17 protein-coding genes and 2 pseudogenes are annotated in these 17855 nt (G+C 68.1%); 10 read left to right on the forward strand and 9 right to left on the reverse strand.

Annotated elements, in window-relative coordinates:
- Positions 1 to 115: 115 nt before the first annotated feature.
- Complete coding sequence (locus EFK10_RS46900) at positions 116 to 286, reverse strand: hypothetical protein (protein WP_164835782.1); 171 nt, start codon at positions 284 to 286, stop codon at positions 116 to 118.
- Positions 287 to 864: 578 nt separating this feature from the next.
- Entirely contained in the window at positions 865 to 1476 is a 612-nt protein-coding gene (locus tag EFK10_RS02285; RefSeq protein WP_127354095.1) for a TetR/AcrR family transcriptional regulator, read from the reverse strand.
- Between the two features lie 129 nt (positions 1477 to 1605).
- Here EFK10_RS02285 and EFK10_RS02290 point away from each other — a divergent pair, with 129 nt between their 5' ends.
- The 3 genes and pseudogenes from EFK10_RS02290 to EFK10_RS02300 all read left to right on the forward strand — a co-directional run bounded on the left by EFK10_RS02290 (position 1606) and on the right by EFK10_RS02300 (position 4873).
- Positions 1606 to 2535 carry an alpha/beta hydrolase family protein gene (locus EFK10_RS02290; protein WP_127354096.1) on the forward strand — a complete coding sequence of 310 codons (930 nt, stop codon included), beginning with the start codon at positions 1606 to 1608 and terminating at the stop codon, positions 2533 to 2535.
- Between the two features lie 106 nt (positions 2536 to 2641).
- Positions 2642 to 3331 (forward strand): annotated as a pseudogene (locus EFK10_RS02295) (LLM class flavin-dependent oxidoreductase).
- Positions 3332 to 4042: 711 nt separating this feature from the next.
- Positions 4043 to 4873 carry an IS5 family transposase gene (locus tag EFK10_RS02300; protein WP_240676931.1) on the forward strand — a complete coding sequence of 277 codons (831 nt, stop codon included), beginning with the start codon at positions 4043 to 4045 and terminating at the stop codon, positions 4871 to 4873.
- On the opposite strand, the gene EFK10_RS02305 is transcribed toward EFK10_RS02300, so the two are convergent.
- Positions 4791 to 5357 (reverse strand): BAR domain-containing protein, encoded by a 567-nt coding sequence (locus EFK10_RS02305; protein WP_240676932.1) that lies wholly within the window; start codon positions 5355 to 5357, stop codon positions 4791 to 4793. The genes EFK10_RS02300 and EFK10_RS02305 overlap by 83 nt on opposite strands.
- Before the next feature lie 92 nt (positions 5358 to 5449).
- Positions 5450 to 5650 (reverse strand): annotated as a pseudogene (locus EFK10_RS02310) (transposase); the annotation flags it as partial.
- A gap of 488 nt (positions 5651 to 6138) precedes the next feature.
- Between EFK10_RS02310 and EFK10_RS02315 the strand changes: the two are divergent.
- The gene (locus EFK10_RS02315; RefSeq protein WP_127354100.1) at positions 6139 to 7431 is read left to right on the forward strand and encodes a DUF4241 domain-containing protein; all 1293 of its coding nucleotides are present in this window, start codon (positions 6139 to 6141) and stop codon (positions 7429 to 7431) included.
- Between the two features lie 9 nt (positions 7432 to 7440).
- Here the strand turns inward: EFK10_RS02315 and EFK10_RS02320 are convergent, their stop codons facing one another.
- Entirely contained in the window at positions 7441 to 8658 is a 1218-nt protein-coding gene (locus EFK10_RS02320) for an IS110 family RNA-guided transposase (RefSeq protein WP_127354121.1), read from the reverse strand.
- 376 nt (positions 8659 to 9034) lie between these two features.
- Between EFK10_RS02320 and EFK10_RS02325 the strand changes: the two genes are divergently transcribed.
- Together EFK10_RS02325 and EFK10_RS02330 are read left to right on the forward strand one after the other, a co-directional pair.
- Complete coding sequence (locus tag EFK10_RS02325; protein WP_127354101.1) at positions 9035 to 9877, forward strand: helix-turn-helix domain-containing protein; 843 nt, start codon at positions 9035 to 9037, stop codon at positions 9875 to 9877.
- A gap of 73 nt (positions 9878 to 9950) precedes the next feature.
- Entirely contained in the window at positions 9951 to 10562 is a 612-nt protein-coding gene (locus EFK10_RS02330; protein ID WP_127354102.1) for a dihydrofolate reductase family protein, read from the forward strand.
- A gap of 19 nt (positions 10563 to 10581) precedes the next feature.
- Here the strand turns inward: EFK10_RS02330 and EFK10_RS53750 are convergent.
- From EFK10_RS53750 to EFK10_RS02355, 4 genes are all read right to left on the reverse strand, one after another.
- Positions 10582 to 11651 (reverse strand): IS630 family transposase gene (locus EFK10_RS53750; RefSeq protein ID WP_456318719.1). Its coding sequence is split into 2 segments (ribosomal slippage): positions 10582 to 11174 and positions 11174 to 11651, totalling 1071 coding nucleotides; the frame shifts between segments, so codons are not numbered across the junction.
- A 362-nt stretch (positions 11652 to 12013) separates the two neighbouring features.
- Complete coding sequence (locus EFK10_RS02345) at positions 12014 to 12319, reverse strand: hypothetical protein (RefSeq protein ID WP_127354104.1); 306 nt, start codon at positions 12317 to 12319, stop codon at positions 12014 to 12016.
- A 356-nt stretch (positions 12320 to 12675) separates the two neighbouring features.
- Complete coding sequence (locus EFK10_RS02350; protein ID WP_127354105.1) at positions 12676 to 13257, reverse strand: HD domain-containing protein; 582 nt, start codon at positions 13255 to 13257, stop codon at positions 12676 to 12678.
- Between the two features lie 20 nt (positions 13258 to 13277).
- A complete protein-coding gene (locus tag EFK10_RS02355) occupies positions 13278 to 14339 on the reverse strand; it encodes a helix-turn-helix domain-containing protein (protein WP_164835785.1) in 1062 nt (353 codons plus the stop codon).
- 300 nt (positions 14340 to 14639) lie between these two features.
- Here EFK10_RS02355 and EFK10_RS02360 point away from each other — a divergent pair, with 300 nt between their 5' ends.
- From EFK10_RS02360 to EFK10_RS02375, 4 genes are all read left to right on the forward strand, one after another.
- Positions 14640 to 15068: an ATP-binding protein gene (locus EFK10_RS02360; protein ID WP_240676933.1), complete on the forward strand. Its 429-nt coding sequence runs from the start codon at positions 14640 to 14642 to the stop codon at positions 15066 to 15068.
- 337 nt (positions 15069 to 15405) lie between these two features.
- Positions 15406 to 15642 carry a hypothetical protein gene (locus EFK10_RS02365; protein ID WP_127354107.1) on the forward strand — a complete coding sequence of 79 codons (237 nt, stop codon included), beginning with the start codon at positions 15406 to 15408 and terminating at the stop codon, positions 15640 to 15642.
- Positions 15642 to 16613, forward strand: coding sequence for an ATP-grasp ribosomal peptide maturase (tgmB, locus tag EFK10_RS02370; protein ID WP_240676934.1), 972 nt, complete (start codon positions 15642 to 15644; stop codon positions 16611 to 16613). The genes EFK10_RS02365 and tgmB overlap by 1 nt, the downstream gene beginning before the upstream one ends.
- Positions 16610 to 17701, forward strand: a complete 1092-nt coding sequence (locus EFK10_RS02375) for a methyltransferase domain-containing protein (protein ID WP_127354108.1) — start codon at positions 16610 to 16612, stop codon at positions 17699 to 17701. Before tgmB ends, EFK10_RS02375 begins: the two co-directional genes overlap by 4 nt.
- Positions 17702 to 17855: the final 154 nt, after the last annotated feature.

Raw genomic sequence — 17855 nt, forward strand, 5'->3', positions numbered from 1 at the left:
TAGTGGGCGCGGGGGCGGGCCAGGATGGCGTCCATCTTGCTGAGGTCATCGCACTGGGGGTCGCCGGGTATCTCGCCGGCGATGCTGAGTAAGTACGGCGTGGTGAGGAAGGCGGTCATGCGGCGTGACGTCCAGCGCGCAGGTCACGGCTGGACATGGGTGCCTCGGTCTCATCGAGGTCGGCGACGGGCCGCGGGGGCTGCGGGGCCTCTGCCTGGATGATGACGGCCATGTCCGTGCGCAGGCTGACCAGGGCGCGGGTGAAGGCTCCGTCGACTGCGTCCACGACCAGGTCGTGGGCAAACTCCTCCGGGGTTTGGGCGCGTGCGGCCGCCGCGGCGGTGAGACGCTCGCGCTCTTCGGGCGTCCTGCCCAGTCGGCCACGTAGGGGACGGAGTAGGCGGCGGCGTCCAGGCCGAACACTGCGGACACCACGTAGGCGACGGATTCGGCCTCGGTCTCCATCCGGCCCCGGTGCTGCCGGTATTCGTTCATGTCGGTGACGTGCCCGCACTGGATGTGGGCGACTTCGTGGGTGAGGGTCTTGGCGGCGTGGGCGTCGTTGAGGGTGTCGCTGACTCGTACCGTGCGGGTGTCGGGGTTGGTCCATCCGTTGGCGGTGGCGGTGTTGCCGCGCTCGAGGGTGTAGCCGAGTGAGGCGGCGTGGGCGGCGAGGCTGTCCCACATGTGCGCCGAGTCCGACCGATGCTCCCTACCTTCGGGACCCTGGAGGCCCTACGCCATCTACGGCTGGCTTGAAGTGCATGGCGCCAGCGCCGGCGATCACGTCCGGTAAGACAACGGCTTCTCAAAGGACATCACTCTCTACCGGTCCCCAGTAACTGCAAGAGAGTGAGGCTCTGCCTAGTGGAGGCGCAGTCCGGCGAGGAGGAGTTCGACCATCCGACGGGCGTCGTACCGGGGGTCCTTGTTCGCGCCGATGCAGAGGTTGCCGACGCCACGCATCAGTTCGAGGGCCTCGATGTCGGGGCGGATCTCGCCTGCCCTGGCGGCGGCGTCGAGCAGCTCGGCGCAGACGGGCATGAGGCGGTCGATGAAATAGGCGTGCAGGGTCACGAAGGTGGCGTCGTCGGACTGCAGCGCCTCGGCGAGGCCGTGCTTGGTGACCAGGAAGTCGACGAAGAGGTTGATCCAACGCGCCAGGGCGGTGTGCGGTGAGTCGCTGTTCGCCAGCAGGGCTGGGCCCGCCTCGACGCATGCCTCGACCTGGTGCCGGTAGACGGCGACGATGAGATCGGCCCGCGTCGGGAAGTGGCGGTAGATCGTGCCGACGCCGACGCCGGCCTTGGCCGCGATGTCGCGCACGGGCGCATCGACGCCGGAAGCGATGAAAGCCGCAGCGGCCGCTTCCAGCAGTGTCGCCTCGTTGCGCCGGGCGTCGGCCCGCTTCCGGGGGGCTGACGATTCTGATCCGCTGCCGATGTCAGCCACTGCGCTGTTGCCTCCGCCACTCATCTTGCTAAACGGAACGATGATCCGTATCGTCGGTAACGGAACGCGGATCCGCTTGTCCATGGTGCCAGAACTGGCGACCTATGACCAGGTCACGCATCGCCGCTCACGTTATTTCTCAAGGAGAAACCGATGCACCACCCCGATGAAGTCGTCAGCACGCCCATTCCCGTCATCTCGGTACGCCCGGTGGTGCTGCCGGCCCCGGGCCGCGGCGAGGACCTGCAGGTGCGGGTGTCGGCCCCGGCGACCGGCGACGAACTGCCCGTCATCGTCTTCTCGCACGGCTTCGGCGAGTCGCTGGACGGCTACGCCCCGCTGGTCGACTTCTGGGCCGCCCGCGGTTTCGTGGTCGTTCAGCCTACCCACCTCGACTCGCGGACGCTGAACGTCACGCCCGACGATCCCCGTTACCCGGAGATCTGGCGCTTCCGGGTCGAGGACCTGACGCGCATCGTCGACCAGCTGGACCTCATCGAAGCCGCCGTTCCCGGCCTCGCGGGGCGCCTCGACCGGAGCCGCATCGCCACCGCCGGGCACTCCTGGGGCGGCCAGACGGCGAGCATGCTGCTGGGCGCGCGGGTCCTCGATGCCGAGGGCGTCCCGGGCAAGGACACGTCCGACCCGCGGATCAAGGCCGGTGTGCTGCTTGCCGTGCCGGGCACGGGCGGCGCCGACCTGACGCCGTTCGCCGCCGAGCACTTCTCCTTCATGAACCCGGGCTTCGCGGAGATGACCACGCCGGCCCTGGTGGTCGCGGGGGACAAGGACCAGTCCGCCCTGACCGTCCGGGGACCGGAGTGGTTCACGGATTCGTACTTCCTGAGCCCGGGGACCAAGAGCCTGCTTACCCTGTTCGGGGCAGAACACTCGCTGGGCGGGATCTCCGGGTACACCTCCACGGAGACGACGGACGAGAGCCCCACACGGGTCACCCTGATCCAGTGGCTCACGTGGGCCTTCCTCCGCAGCGCGCTCTATCCCGCGGACACCAGCTGGTCCGCGGCGAGGGCCGATCTGGCGGAGAGCACCGATCCGCTGGGCCGTATCGAATCCAAGTGACGCTCTGGGAAGCACGCTGCCCGCCCTTCAGGGGCGGGCAGCCGACCTCCGATCACCAGAAAGGACCCACGGCCCCATGCCAAGCTTCAGGATTATGACCGCCCCCATGCAGGTCGACTACCACAACGTCCTGCGGGTCTGGCAGGAAGCGGACGCCATTCCCGAGATCGAGCACGCGTGGCTGTTCGACCATCTCATGCCGATCGGCGGCGACCCGGACGGACCGGCCTACGAAGGCTGGACGCTGATATCGGCCCTCGCCGCCCAGACTCGACGGCTGCGTCTCGGCCTGCTCGTGACCAGTAACCGCTTCCGACCGCCCGCGATGCTGGCCAAGATCGCCGCGACCGTCGACGTCGTCGCCGGCGGGCGGCTCGACTTCGGTCTCGGGCGCGGGCTCACGTCCTGATCACCCGCTGGCCCGGCGCGAGTACGAGGGCACGGCCTGCCCTTCCACAACTTCGCCCACTCCGTGGGGAGCCTCGCCGAGGCGTGCACCGTCATCCGGCGGTTGTGGACGGAGACCGAGCCGTTCGATTTCGACGGCACCTACGTCCAGCTCACCGGGGCGTTCTGCAACCCCAAGCCGGTCCAGCGCCCCTACCCGCCGATCCTGATCGGCGGACGCTCGTCTGCGACGCTGCGTGTGGTTGCCGAGCACGCCGACTTGTGGAACATCCCCGGCGGAGACATCGACGACGTCGTCCGCCGCAGCGCGCTGCTGGACCGCTACTGTGCCGAGATCGGTCGCGACCCCGCCTCGATCACCCGCTCGATCCACCTGCCGGTCTCCTAGGACCAGCCCCGGATGACCCGGGAGGCGATCGGCAAGGCGGTCGTCGCCGGCTTCCAGCACATCGTCCTCGGGCTGCCGGCGCCTTACCCCGCCAACGTCGCGCGGTGGGTCGCCGACTGCGCAGCCTCCAACTCGGCCTGCAACTCCTCCACCCGCTTCCGGGCCGCACGCCTCCCGCTCCTCCAGCCGCCCCAGCACCGACGCCATCACGCACCTCCAGCACGCCACCTCCACGGACGCACCGGACCTACCTCACCCACCCCGGCACTACACCTGACCAGCACAAACCCAGCCCCACACTCGGTTTCGAGAAGCCCTCTCAGCTTGAGATTAAACCCCGACAAGATCGTTTCTTGTCGGGGTTCGTCGTTCTCCTGCCAACAGGCACGGCCACCCGCGACCCTTCGGAGTGCTGAAGCTACGAAGGTTGTGAAGTCTCAGTGCGTTGTGGCAAACCGGATCTCGTTCGAGGTGTGCGGCGCGGGTGATCATCTGGACAGAGGTACGGGGGCGGCCGCGGGCATGAAAGAACGGGCCCCTTGGTAGTGACGCGGTTACGACACCCAGCACGACCAAGGAAGCCCGTTGCCTGATCAGTTGAGCAGTACCACTGTGCCTGCGTCCACCACGGTCACCCCTGGGTGTGACTGTTACGTGCACCGGTTCGGTTCGATCGTTCCGGGGCGGCGGGCAGGCTGCTATCCGAGTGACATGACGGATGCGGAGTGGGCCGAGGTCCGCTCCGCGATGCCCGTGCCGGCCTGGCTCCTCAAGCAGGGCGGGCGTCCGGAGGCGTACTGCCACCGCGAGATGCTTGACGCGGTGCGCTACCTCGTCGACAACGGCGTGAAGTGGATGGCTCTGCCGGTCGACTTCCCGTACTGGCGGGCGGTCTACGACTTCTTCCGCCGCTGGCGGGCCTACGACTACGCGCGTGAGCTGTACGAACGCCTCCGCCGCTCGGCGAGGGAACGCGCAGGCCGCAACGCCGAGCCGTCCGCCGGGATCATCGACAGTCAGTCGGTGGATGCCTCCGAGACCGTCGGCGAGGACAGTCGCGGATACGACGGCGGTAAATCACGCGACGGGCGCAAACGCCACATCCTGACCGACACCGAGGGCCTGCTCCTGGAAGTGACCGTGACCACGGCCGATATGCACGACTCCAAGGCCGCCCCCGCACTGCTGGAGACGTTCATGGACGAGCCGGGCCGGCTGCTGAAACTGGTGTGGGTCGACAGCGCCTACCAGGGTCCGGCGCTGGCGATGGCGTTCGCCCGCCACGGAGTCCGGATCGAGGTCGTGCGCCGATCCGACGGACAACGCGGATTTGTCGTACTGGCCCGCAGGTGGGTGGTGGAGCGAACGCTGAGCTGGCTCTCCCGATCACGCCGCCTCAACCGCGACCACGAACGCCGCCCCGATCACCACCAGCAGATGGTGTGGTGGGCAGCCACGATCAGGCTGTCGCGCCGGATGGCCGGAGACGCTCCGCGCTGGCCGGAGAAGCGTCCCGGGCGACTGCTCCAGGCGCTGGCGTGAACCGTCCGTCTTTCGCCCGCAGCAGCCAGCCCCGCTTCTCGAGCGCGTAGGCACGGTGACGGATCTTCTCCACCTCGTTCTTGTTCTCCGCATCCCGGCCCACCGCCCGCGTCAACTCCACCCCGCTCACCGGCCCAGAAGCGGCCACCGCAGCGGCGAAGACCTCCCGATACAGGCCGCTGAGCACGTCCTCGCCCATGCCCGACCGCCACACCGGCGGTCGTTCGCCATACCCCGCGCCGGAGCCGATCGATCCCCCAGCGGCAGCCGCCTCACCACCAGGCGGCACGGAAACCGGCGTATTCACCACGCTCTTCTCGGCCAGCACCGACACGAGCTCCTCACGCCCCACCCGGGCTCGCTCGACTCGCTCCCGCGCGGCATTCACCTCCGCCTGAGCCTGCTCCAAGACCTCCGTCCAAGACTCCAGCTCCTGCCTCGCCCGTGCCTCGCGCCGTTCCATCAAACCCAGCACCGACGGCATTCCAACCTCCTCGATCGACAACAAGCCGTCCGCTGCCTGCCCCTACCCCTCCGCGATCACGCCCCGCACACGAAGAAGCCCCTGCTCATCGAACAGGGACTCCCTTTGCCACAACGCACTAAGAACTCCCACCGGATCCCCGTGTACAGCACGAACAAGATCCCGCACATGACTTTGCGCTGGTCAAGCCGCTTGCGTCCGGGGTAGCGGTAACGCCGCTCCACCACCGGGAGCAGCGGCTCCATCCGCTCCCACAGACCGTCCTCGATCTCCCACGGCTTGCGCTTGCCCACATCAGTAGTCGCCGCACACCCCCACATCGACCGTGCCAACGTGAGAAAAACAACTCTTGACGGTCAGTCATTCCGCAAGCTCGTTCTGTTAGGAGTCCTAAGCCTGCCTAAGCACCGTTGCGAGGGCCGGTGGGTCCGTCCGAACATGGGCGGACCCACCGGCCCGAGAATCGCGATGCGATTTACTCCTGCAGGGTGCGCCACTGAGCTCGGAATCGACGAACGGCTGCTGGTTCGACCGCACCGCCCAAGCTACCGAAACCTCAACATACAGACTTGACAGACATCCCATGAGCTGGAGTGTCAAACAGCGAGCGTGTGCCCTCGATGGACAAGCGGTCACCTCGTCGTACGGATGGCCGACGCGCCCTGGCAGCCCGGGCGAACCGCCATCGGGCTGTCCTGCCCGGCTCGCCCTCCGGTAGATCCTCTGTCGGAGGCGGTCATTAGGGTGATCCACGGAGCGGACGGCGCGATGGGAGGTAGTGATGACTGAGGTGCACAGCGACGTGCTCGTCGAGGCGTTCTATGGCGACGGGTGGGATTCCTCGAAGCGTTCGACAGTCCGCCCAATCTCTCGAGAGGAAGCCGCTCGCCGAGACGCGGCAGGTGAGCCGTACGCCGTTGTGCTCGCCGCCCTCGCGCAGGAGCTTCCTGTTGCCGTGCTGCATGTCGCCTGGACCGAGCACTACCTGGGAATCTGGCGGTTCGACTCCCTGGGCCGCCGAGTGTTCGAAGCCGACCTGCGCAGGCTGGAGCCGGGGCGGCTGTTCCTGCGCTACCTGTCCGAGTGGCGATACGAGCAGCAGGATCTCCCTGATCTTTCGGATGAAGCCTGGAGACGGACCATCGATCTGTACCCGGACGGGAAGAACAGCCAGGGCCTGTACCCGCGTGGCTGGCTCGGCGGCTCCAGGCACACCCTGGTGGATCTGCCGCGCGACCTGTGGTGGCTGCCGGTTCCGGAATTCGGGCGCTGGGAAAGCCTGTTGACAGCACCCCAGTTCGGGACGCAGGGACCGTTCAAGCTCGTCGAGGAGACTTCAGACATCGCGCTGCGACCGACCACTGGTGCGGCGGGGCCTTTCGGCTGGCGGCCGCCGGTGCCGGCGGCCGCGCCCTGGCCTGACGAGTTGTTCAGTCCCGGATCCAGGTTCACGCACCGGCATCGGTCGGAGCCGCTCACCATCGAGCCGGTTCGAACGGTGACTGACATCGCCTTGCCCACCGGACAGCTGTCGGTCTGTGACCCCTCCTACCTGCCCAACGGCGCCGAGCGCGACCCGCTGGTGATCGAAGTTCCGCCCGGCGTCTACCCGGTGCAGGAGACTGGCGCAAGCTACGAGGGCGAAATGTTCGGCGACCGCTTCACTGCCCGCGACACGTATGCCGTGCGTCTGCTGGTGAGCGAGAAGCGGACTGCCAGCTGGACGATGGCAGTCCCGCCGGGCAAGGACGTGAGGTTGCTGCGTGACGGCCAGTACTTCGGCTTCGGCGTCGACTCCGCCACGGGCTGCTTCGTCGACTCCACCGCTCGAACCGAACTGGGCCGCCGCTACATGCGGGCCCTCACCTCCGGCGGTGGCGAAGACGTCCACGACACCGAAGACGGCTACAGCAAGGTCACCGATGACGCTACTGGGGCCGAGCTGGTCAGCTTCATGCTGGGCGGAGACGGCGTCTACCCGGTCTGGGTGGGACGCGACGACACAGGTGAGGTCACGGCGGTCGTAGTGGCAGACCGCTTCGAAGTCGGCTATCTGGAACCGTTGACCCCATGAGCTGGGGTATCACGCGGCGAGTACATGGGCTCGATGGGACCAGGCGGTCGCCTCGTCGTACGGTGTGCTGGTTTTGAGGCAGCCGTGCAGGATACCGACGAGCCGGTTGGCGAGTTGGCGCAGGGCGGCGTTGAATTCGATGCCGCGGTCGCGTTGCTGCTCGTAGTATGCCCTGGCGCCAGGGGAGACCCGCAGTGCGGAGAAGGCTTGGGCGATCAGGGCGTCGATGAGCCGGTCGTTGCGGACGTACCGGGCGGTCACAACTTTCTTCCTGCCGGAGGCGCGGGTGATCGGACTGGTGCCGGCATAGTTCTTGCGGGCCTTGGCGCTGGCGTAACGGTGGGGATCGTCGCCGAATTCCGCGAGCACTCGGGCGCTCAGCATCGGCCCCAGCCCGGGCTGGGAGCGGATGACCTCAGCGTCCGGGTGTCGGCCGAAGTATGCCTCGACCTGCCCGTGCAGGAAGTTGACCTGCTCGTTCAAGGTAGTCAGCAGCGCGACAAGGGCGCGTACCGAGTCAGCGTAGGCCGCAGTCACAGCGGCGGGCTGCCCCAGGTGCTTGGCGCGTAGTACGGCTTGGATCTTGGTGCTCTTTTCGGGGATGCTGCGTCGGCGGGCGCGCTTGAGGGCCGCGCCGATCTGCGCGGCCGTCAGCTTCGCGGCAGCCGCCGGATCAGGTGCCTTGGCCAGTAGCTCCAGGGCGTCGGGGGCGTCCAGGTCGTCGAACGCCTCCAGCGCGGCGGGAAAGTAGTCGAGCAGGGCGTGCCGCAGCCGCTGCGTGGTGCGGGTGCGTTCCCAGATCAGGGTCTTATGGGCACGCGTCACGACCTTGACCGCTTCGGCGTCGGCGGTGTCCCCGGAGATCGGGCGGAGCTGATGGGAATCGGTGCGCACCATGTCAGCGAGCATGTGCGCATCGGCCGCGTCGCTCTTGGCCCCCGAGACCGCCAGGCGTTCCCGGTACCGGGAGGCCTGCAGTGGATTGACCGCGTACACCGTGTAGCCGGCGGCGATCAGTGCCCGCACCCACGGGCCCCGATCGGTCTCGATTCCGATCACGACCTCGGCCTTGCTGTCTTCGCCGAGCTCTGCACCGATCATCGCGTGCAACCGTTCGATGCCAGCCACGCCTTCCGGCAGCCGGGCTTTGCTTATTCGGCGGCCTGCGGTGTCCATCAACTCGACGTCGTGGTGGTCCTCGGCCCAGTCATCCCCAACGAACAGCAACTCGTCCTCCGTCATCGACCTTGATCGGCAGTAGCCCGCAGGAGAACCATCAGCGACCTAATAAGGCTGTGCTCACGCCGCAACCGGGCGGGCACGACATCCCATCAGCGATTTCGCTCCTGGCCGACCGGCAGGGGCACGATCTGTCAACAGGACTCGGTGTCCAGGGAAGAAAGAGTGCTCACCTGCCGGCGGCTACCAGGCACCGAGTCTGCCGGATGGAGCCTCGGTAGGTCTTATTAGGGAAGCCCGCCCAGGCGTCGACACGGTCACCTAGAGACCTTCAATGGCTGGGGTTACAGCGGGGAGACGATCGATGGCAGGGCCGATGACGCCACCCTCGCGAACTGACCGCTCGGGCGGCCACACTGGGGCCATGGAATACCTCGGCCGGGTGCCCGCTCCGCCGCTCGACCGGTTCATCGACGACATCTACTGTCTGACCGGGGTGCCGCACCACCGCCTGATGAACGTTCCACCGATGCCGTCGGCACACTTGTTCCTTCACCTGGGTGGGCCCGTCCGCCTGTGGGACTCCGACCGTTCGGTGCCGCCCGCTGTGTTCACAGACGGGTGGTTCATGGGCGTATGGACCAGGCGCTTCCTCTTCGAGTACCCCACACGGGTGCGGCTCGTCGGGGTGCACTTCAAACCATGGGGTATGTCGCCGTTCGTCGACATGCCGACGGCCGAGCTGCGTAACCGGTGGGCCCCGGTCGATGCCGTCTGGCAACACTCTGTGGACCGGATTCGAAACCGGACCGGCGACGCCGCGTCGGCCGCCGAGACACTGCGGGCGCTGGAAGAGGAGCTGCGGTCGCGACTTACCGACGCCCCGGCGCGCGGCCTCGACCTGGTCCAGCACACAGGCGGGCGTCTGGAGACCTCGCACGGCTCGATCCCGGTCGGTTCGCTGGCAGACGCAGCCGGGGTGAGTGGCAATCACCTGGCCAACCTGTTCAAGACTCATGTCGGTGTCACCCCGAAGCGGATGGCGCGGATCTACCGCTTCGCGCAGCTGATCGTTTCCGTGGACGCCCTGCGCCCGGTCGACTGGTCGGAGCTCGCCCAAACGGCGGGCTATTTCGACCATGCCCACTTCAGCAGAGAGTTCAAAGACTTCACCGGCCACACCCCGACGGAGTACCTAGCTCTGCTGCGTCGATTCCCCGTCGGGCGGCGAGGCCCGCAGGACATCGGCCCGATGCCCGCCGATTGATTTCTTACATGCCCGGATCCCATCGGCGCGAAAGGATTGCGCCGAACCTGCAAGAAGACGTCGAGGAGGGCCCGTGGGCACGGTGATCATGCACAGTGTGGTGTCGGTGGACGGCTTCATCGCCGACGAGAAGGGCGAGGTCGGGCCCCTTCATGAGTGGTACTTCAGCGGGGACGTCCCGATCGTCGTAGGTGGGGACGATCAGTACGACCATTCCGGAGCGGACAGCGGCATCAAGGTCTCGCGTGCGTCGGCAGACTACGTCCGCTCCACGTGGGAGTCGATCGGCACGATCGTGATGGGCCGCAACCTGTTCGACCAGGTAAACGGTTGGGAAGGCAACCCACCCGCGGGAGATCACGTGGTCGTGGTGTCCCACCGGCCAAAGCCCGAGGGGTGGCACCCCGAGGCGTCCTACCATTTCATCGATGGCGTGGCGGCCGCGATCAACAAGGCCCGGGAACTCGCCGGAGACCGGATCGTCGCCGTGAACGCCGGCGAAGCGGGCGCCCAAATCCTCGCGGCCGGTCTCGTGGACGAGGTGGCGATGGACGTGGTCCCGGTGGTGTTCGGGTCTGGCAGACGCTACTTCGGCGGCATCGACCAGCAGCATCTGCTGGAGGATCCACACGTGGTCATTCAGGGCGACAGGGTGTTGCACCTGAGGTTCAAGGTACGCCGCTAGAGATCTTTAACGACTGGGGTCACGGCAGTTGGAGGTCGAGTCCGGTCTTGGCGATGAGCCCCTCGACGAGACCGGGTCGGTACTGCATCCGTTTCAGTCGCGTCTTCACCCGTGCGGTGAGCTGGTCGAGGCTGTGTTTGGTGAGGTTGGCCAGGGACCTCTTCAGGTGCGACCACACGCCCTCGACGGGGTTGAACTCCGGTGCGTACGGCGGCAGCTGGTAGACGGTCAGCCATGGCCGCGCGGCGATCAGCCGTCGCATGGTGCGGCTGACGTGGGTGTTCAAATTGTCCCAGACCAAGACGACGGGGCCGCCGAGCTGCTGGTGTGCGGCATCCAGCAGCCGGGCGTAGTCGGTCTCGGTGAAGCCCTTGCGCCGACACTTCGCTGGACCGCGGTCCAGGTGGACGCGGTAGATCAGCCGTGGCCTGCTGCCGGCCCTGGTGCAGATCAGCGCGGCCATCGAGACCCGTTTGGTGCCTTGGGCGGTGACCTTCACGACGGGCGTGTGGCCACGGCGGCCCCAGGTACGCCCTGTGGGCGGCCTCAGGCCCTGACCTGCCTCGTCCTCGAAACAGAGCCAGGCGCCCAGGTCCGCCGCCGTCTTTTTATGACGGGCCACTGCTCGTCCTTCCAGGCGGCGATCCTCGACTCGTCCCGCTCGGTGGCCTTGCGGCTCGGGACCTGCACGCTCCAGCCGATGCGGTGCAGCAGCAGATCCAGCCCGGCCAGGGTGTAATCGACGCCGAACCGCCGACGCACGACCTCGGCGATCCGGGCCAGCGTCCAGCACTGGTCGCTCCAGCCGCACACGGCCGGACCGGCCTCCAACACCGCCTCCAGGGACCGTAGCTGGCCCGCGTCAAGCTTGCAGCGGGCGCCGCCAGGGCCCTTGGAGACCAGCGCCTGGCGGCCTCCCGAAGCCAAAGCCCGGCGCCAGCGGTTCGCCGACATCCGCGTCACCCTGAACCGCCGGGCCACCTCCCCGTCACTGGCCCCCGCCTCGATCAAGTCAGCCGCCGCAAGTCGGACTTGCTCACGCCGATCCCGCTCCTCGGCCGTCAGCCCACCGCCATCGGGATACCTCATCCCTCCGGCATAGCGCGGCCCACACCAACCGTCACGAGCCCACGTAACCCACACCGTTAAAGACCTCTAGCACGTCGCCGAGCGTGACCCCGCCGCCCGACGGAAGCGCCGACGTCTTGGAGATCAACTATTGGCGGCCTTTTAGGCTCACCACGGGGCACACAACTGCGGCACCCTGAACCGGGCCGGGGAGGCCGGCGTGCCGTTGATGCAGGTCTCGACGGCGCCGGGTGCGGCTGGACCAGCCGCAAGGACCCCGACAAGGCCACCGGCACGCTGCGTACGGTCGAGGACGCCGCCGCGTGGCCCATCTCCCACCCGCGGTGAACGCGAGGCCTCGGGCCATACGTGCCCAACCCTGGCTAACTGGTCTTACACGCTGGGTCGTGGTTGTAGCCGTTGCAGATGTAGAAGGTGCCGGAGAAGGGTTCGCCGACGAGGGGTTGGCCTGTCTTGCTGATAATGCGGGACTTGACGATCGCCTGATACCAGGAATCGTTTCCGATCTGGATGTCCAAGACCGCCCGGGACCCATTCGGCCACCTGAGAGTCAGAGTGTCGTGGGTCAGCGCAGGGAACGCTGTCGAGTAGGTGAGTTCAACGATGAACTTCTTCAGTAGCTGGGACGAAACGCTCTGCCGTGCCGGTACCTGGACGAGGGTCGTCATACAGGGGTGTTGTCCGGAATCTCTACGCAGTCCACCGTTTGCCCGGCACTCTGAGCAGACGCATCGTTCCACGTGCACTTCATGGTCTTGGCTGGGAAGCAGACAAAGTCGTTGCCCGCTGGAGGCTTAACCAGAGGCCTGTCGTCCCAGGCGGTGCTACGGACCGGCCTCGGGGGCGTAGCGGTCGAAGTGCAGCCCGGCAGGGCAAGTCCCAAGGCGAGCACTATGCAGAGTCTGTTAATCACGACAGCGTTATACCTGGCGGCCCTCAACCTGTGGCTGGTGGCCGTGCACCAGCCGGACGGCCGCCCCCACCACAGCACGTGGCCGGGCGGCTTCGCCGTGCTCGGGGTGCCTCAGCGCAGGTAGGTGCGCTGCCATTCGGCGATCGACATGCCCTGTGCCGCGTTGGCGAGTTGCTGTGCCGAGGGGGTCTTGAGCTTGGCTCGGGTGGAGTCGACCCACTCCTGGGCGGCACTGTAGCCCTGCTGCAGGTACTCCAGGCCCTGCAGCATGCAGTCGAGCTTGTCGGCGTCGTGGGCGACGAGGACTTCCAGGCTGTCGCTGTTCTCGTACTCGTGGACGATGGCGTTGATGCCGTCGGCGACGCTCGGGTGGGCGTCGGCGACCTGGTCGGCGGTGACGGTCTCGTTGGAGGCAGCGGTGATGTAGCGGCGGCCAATCCACGGGATGTCGCCGATGCGGGTCTCCTGGGTGTCGTGGAAGGTGGCCAGCAGGGCGACCTTTGCCGGGTCGGCGCCTTCCATCATGGCCAGGACGGCGCCGATGACGGCGGTGCGCCAGGAGTGCTCGGCGATCGTCTCCGGGTCCTTGATGCCGGCGATCCACCATCCGGTGCGCTTGGACCGCTTGAGGGCACCCATCTCCAGCAGATAGCCGACGGTGCCGGTGTCCTCGGTGCTGTGTGCGTCGGTCATGTTGCCGTCCTCTCCAGTGGTCACACCCGGTGCAGCCTCAGACCGTAGTAGACGGATTCCAGTTCGGCACGTGACTGCCGGGAGACGGCGTCGCCGTCCAGGAGCGTGATGACGCGCCGGTGGAGGTCGTCGTTCAGGGCCTGGTCGGCGGTGAGCAGGCCGCGCCGGGTGCCCAGCAGCGACCATACGGAGTGCACGTTGAGGTCGATGCACCCGAAGTCGGGGTCCAGGCGGTCGGTGAGGCGGCGCAGCAGTGCCTGGCCGTCCCAGGAGCCTGCGGGCCGGGTGACCATGAACGTGTCGTCGGCCTGGGGCAGGGCGTCCAAGCCGAGCCAGTACGCCCAGTAGTTGAGGTTGGCGGTCTCGCCAAGCTCGCCCATGCCGTCGGCGATGAACGCGTGGATCGTGTCGGTGTCACCGTGGCGGGTCAAGGATGCGGCGACGGAGCGTTGGTCGGCCCAGTGCGGTGTCCAGTGGCCGCGTCTGGGTGCGGGCAGCAGGCGTCGCATCTCGGCGAGCCAGGAGGCGGTGTCGGGGGCGTTGTCGTAGGAGCACAGGTACAGGGCTTGGCGGCGCAGCAGCGCCCCGTCTTCGCCGGCGCGGTGGCCGAGTTCGGCGGCGCGGCGCATGTGTGCGAACACTGCGCGGCGTTCGGGCTCGCCGAGCAGCGGGGAGTTGGCGACGGGGCCCCGGCGGCGGGTGGTTGCGGTGTGGGGAGGGATCGCGGTGGGGGCGGCGCCTTTCAGAGCCCAAGCGAGCATGTGGGTGGTGTCGCGGGTGACGACCCATGCGGACAGTGGGTGGTCGCGCAGGTCGTCGCCGGATGGTCCGGCCAGGGCGTGGGAGAGCACCGCGTCGGCGTCCAGTGCCTCGTCCAGCAGCACTAACAGGGCGGGGTCGGCCCCGAGGCGCAGCAGGATGCGGCGGACCTCGCGGAGCTTTCCGGTTTGGGTGGCGGTCAGTGGCCGGCGGCCGGACTCCCAGCCCTGCACGCTGGTGGCGTCCATGCCGAGGTCTTCGGCGAGTTGGGCTTGGGTGCGGCCGGTGCGTTCGCGGGTGATCTTGAGGAGATGCCCCGACACGACGCCGTCCCTGGGCCCTCGCTGACCGGCAGTCAGTGCGGTAGGTGGCCGTGTTGGCGGCTGAGCTGGCATGTCTCTCCCCGCGGGACGTGTCCTCGTCGCTGTTACTCGTACCCGCGGTCAGTTCTTCCCGCACTTGCGTCCGCGTAGCGTCTCCTGAACCAGGCGTGCACGAGATGTGGCTGAGAGTAGTCCCTGGTTCGGGGTGATCGAACCGGACAGCGCAACTCGGCATATGCCGTGCAGGCCTGACCACTTGGAACCTCGGCGGGGGCCGTGTGCCCCCATGTAGGGGGAGTAGTGCCCGCAACGAATACGCAAGACGACCGCGCGACCGCGCAGACGTGGGAGATGTGGTTCACGCCGTTTCCCAAGACGGTCTACATCGCCCGTCGCCAGGTATGGCGGGCTCTGACCGGCTGGGGCGTGCCCGAGGACGCAGTGGACACCACTGTGCTGATCACGAGCGAGCTGGTCACCAACGCGATCCGGCACTGCGACACCCAGCGCCTGGTGCACGTGCACCTCACCGACGACGGCACGGTGCTGCTGCTGGAGGTGTCCGACCCCAGCCGCCGGCACCCCCGGCCGGTGATCGTGCCGAGCGACGCCGAGAACGGGCGTGGCCTGATGCTCGTGCGGGTAGTCGCCGCCGACTTCGGGGCGCGTGATCGCGATCCGGTCGGCAAGACCGTGTGGGCGACCGTTCCCCGGCTGCCTGCGCCTTGAAGACTCCGGCCCGGCGGCGTGTTGTCCCCGTGCACCCTGCCGGGCCGGTTCCATCTGCCGCTTCTACAGGACAGGTGCGGCCTGACCACTGGAACCCCCCATGCGCCTACTCGACCGAGCGTTACGGCTGGCTGGCACCTGCCGGCGGCACTCCGCAGCCCTGTGCATCGCAGCGTCGTCCGTGTTCTTACCGCCGGTCGTTGTTTTCACCGGCGACCAGTGCCTGCACGCGGTCACCCACATGGTGTGACATCCCCCCACCCCACAGACCCCGGCCAGCCACCCGGCAGGCCGGTTGCACCACCAACTGTCCGAACCGAGCAAGGGAGAAACAACCGTGACAGCCCTGCTGGCACAGCCCACCCCGCCGCTGCCGACCGGCCCGCTGCCGTTCGCCGCGCGTGGCACCGCCATCCCGTACCTGGTCCCGCCGGCCGTCGGCATCCGCTACGACGAGCAGCAGCAGCTGAACGTCACCTCGGACGGCCGTCCCTGGCACGAGAGCGCCGTCGCCTCCTCCTGTACCAACACCAACTGGGACTCCTCCAACGACGACACGCCGGACCCGTACTGATGGGCGCCGCACCCGTAGTGCTCGTCGCCGCCGAGCGCCGTGACCCCACGGCGGACATGGTGGTCTCCGCGCTCACCAGGCGCGGGGCGGCCGTGTTCCGGTTCGATGTGGCCGACTTCCCGCAGCGCATCCACCTGGACGCGCAGATACGGGACGGCCAGTGGACCGGCACGATCGGCGATTCGCTGCGCACGGTGCGGCTGGAGCAGGTCCGGGGCGTCTACTGGAGACGCCCCGGCCCTGCCGGGATCGCCGACACCGTGCCCGAGCCGTTCCACTCGTGGGCCGCAGCACAAGCCGACCAGGCCCTCCTGCAGGTGCTGGTGGCTCTGCCCGTGAACTGGATCAACAACCCCAACCGGGACCGCCCGGCCGCGCACAAGCCGCGCCAGCTCGCGCTGGCCCACCGCTTCGGGCTGCGCGTGCCCCGCACCCTGATCACCAACGACCCCGACGCGGCCGCCAAGTTCGCCTCCGAGCTCGGCGGCCCGATCATCTGCAAGCCCATCACCGGAGGGGAACTGCCGCTGGGCCCCGAGCAGCGCAACCACATGATCCCCGCGCACCTCATCGACCCGGCCACCTTGGACGAGTCGGTGACGCTGACCGCGCACCTGTTCCAGCAGTGGATCGACAAGGCCCACGATGTGCGCTTGACCGTCGTCGACGGGCGCTTGTTCGGCGCGGCCGTGCACGCGGGAACCGATGGTACCCGCGTGGACTGGCGCACCGACTACGACGCCCTGACCTACCACCCGGTCGAGGTGCCCGCCGACGTCGCCGCCGGCGTCCGCGCGATGCTGGACCACGACGGGCTCACGTTCGGCGCTCTGGACTTCTCTGTGGACCGGTCCGGGGCGTGGTGGTGGCTTGAGAACAATCCTGCAGGCCAGTGGTTATGGATTGAGAAGGACACCGGCCTGCCGATCGCCGCCGCGCACGCCGACTACCTGCTGGAAGGACTCGCATGACCGTGACTGTGGACAACCGCGGGAAGGCGTTGCGCCTCGCGCTGGCCGCCAAGTTCGCCGACGACGGGGCGCTGCACGACAAGCGGTGGCGCCAGGCGGTCGAGGAGGTGCCCCGGCACCTGTTCGTGCCCGCCTACTGGCGGCTCGGCCCGGACGGGCAGCCGCAACGGGTCGAGCGTGACGACCCCGACTGGATGGTGGGGGCGTACGAGGATGCGGCGCTGACGGTGCAGATGACCGACGGTGTCGCCACGTCGTCGTCTACCGCGCCGTCGCTGATGCTGCGGATGCTGGAGGCCCTGCACGTCGACGACGATGCGCTGGTGCTCGAGATCGGTACGGGCACCGGCTACAACACGGCCCTGCTGTGCCACCGCCTGTCCTCCCAGCAGGTCGTCACCGTCGAGGTCGATGCGCAGTTGGCAGGCGCCGCCGAGGCCCGGCTGAACATGCTGGGATGGCGCCCTGCCGTGCGTGTCGGGGACGGGGCGCTCGGCGCGGTCGGCACCCGCCGCTTCGACGCCCTGATCGCCACGTGCGCCATGCCCGACATTCCTGCCGCGTGGCTCACCCAGACCCGGCCGGGCGCGGTGCTGGTGGTGCCGGTCGGCAGCGGCGTGGTGCGGCTGGTGCGGTACGAAGACGGCACCGCCGGCGGCAGGTTCGAGGCGTATCCGGCGTTCTTCATGGCCGCCCGCGACGCCGGTTCGAGTGGCTCCGTCCCGTATCCGGGGGAGCCGGACGCCACGCAGGACCGGCCGACCAGTCTCGACCCGCACGATGCGGCCGACGACCACTTCGCGTTCGCGTGCTCCCTGGTGCTGCCGCACACCGCGTGGGGCCGCACCTTCGGCCCGGACGGGCAAGTGGCCTCGGTGCGGCTGTGGGACGGGGAAGGGTCGTGGGCCGACGTCGCCGACGGCACCGTCCGGCAGGCCGGCCCGGCCCGCCTGTGGGACCGGGTCGAGGAGCTGTGGGACAACGTCACCGACGACGAGGGGACGCCGCCGGCGCGGTACCGGTACGGCATGACCGTCACCTCGGACGGCTCGACTGTGTGGCTGGACAACCCCGGGGGCACGCTGTGACCGTCCGCTGAGCTGCCCCGTCTCCCGTTCTCCCGTCTCAAATGATCTGGTTCGGAGTCAAGCCTGTGTTCTCTCGGGGACCAGATCACTTGAGACGGTGAGCTCCCTCGAATCTCATGTGATCTGGTCCGTCGCGCGCGGATGGTGTCCGTCG

The sequence above is a fragment of the Streptomyces soli genome (assembly GCF_003999195.1).
Classification (GTDB): Bacteria; Actinomycetota; Actinomycetes; order Streptomycetales; family Streptomycetaceae; genus Actinacidiphila; species Actinacidiphila soli.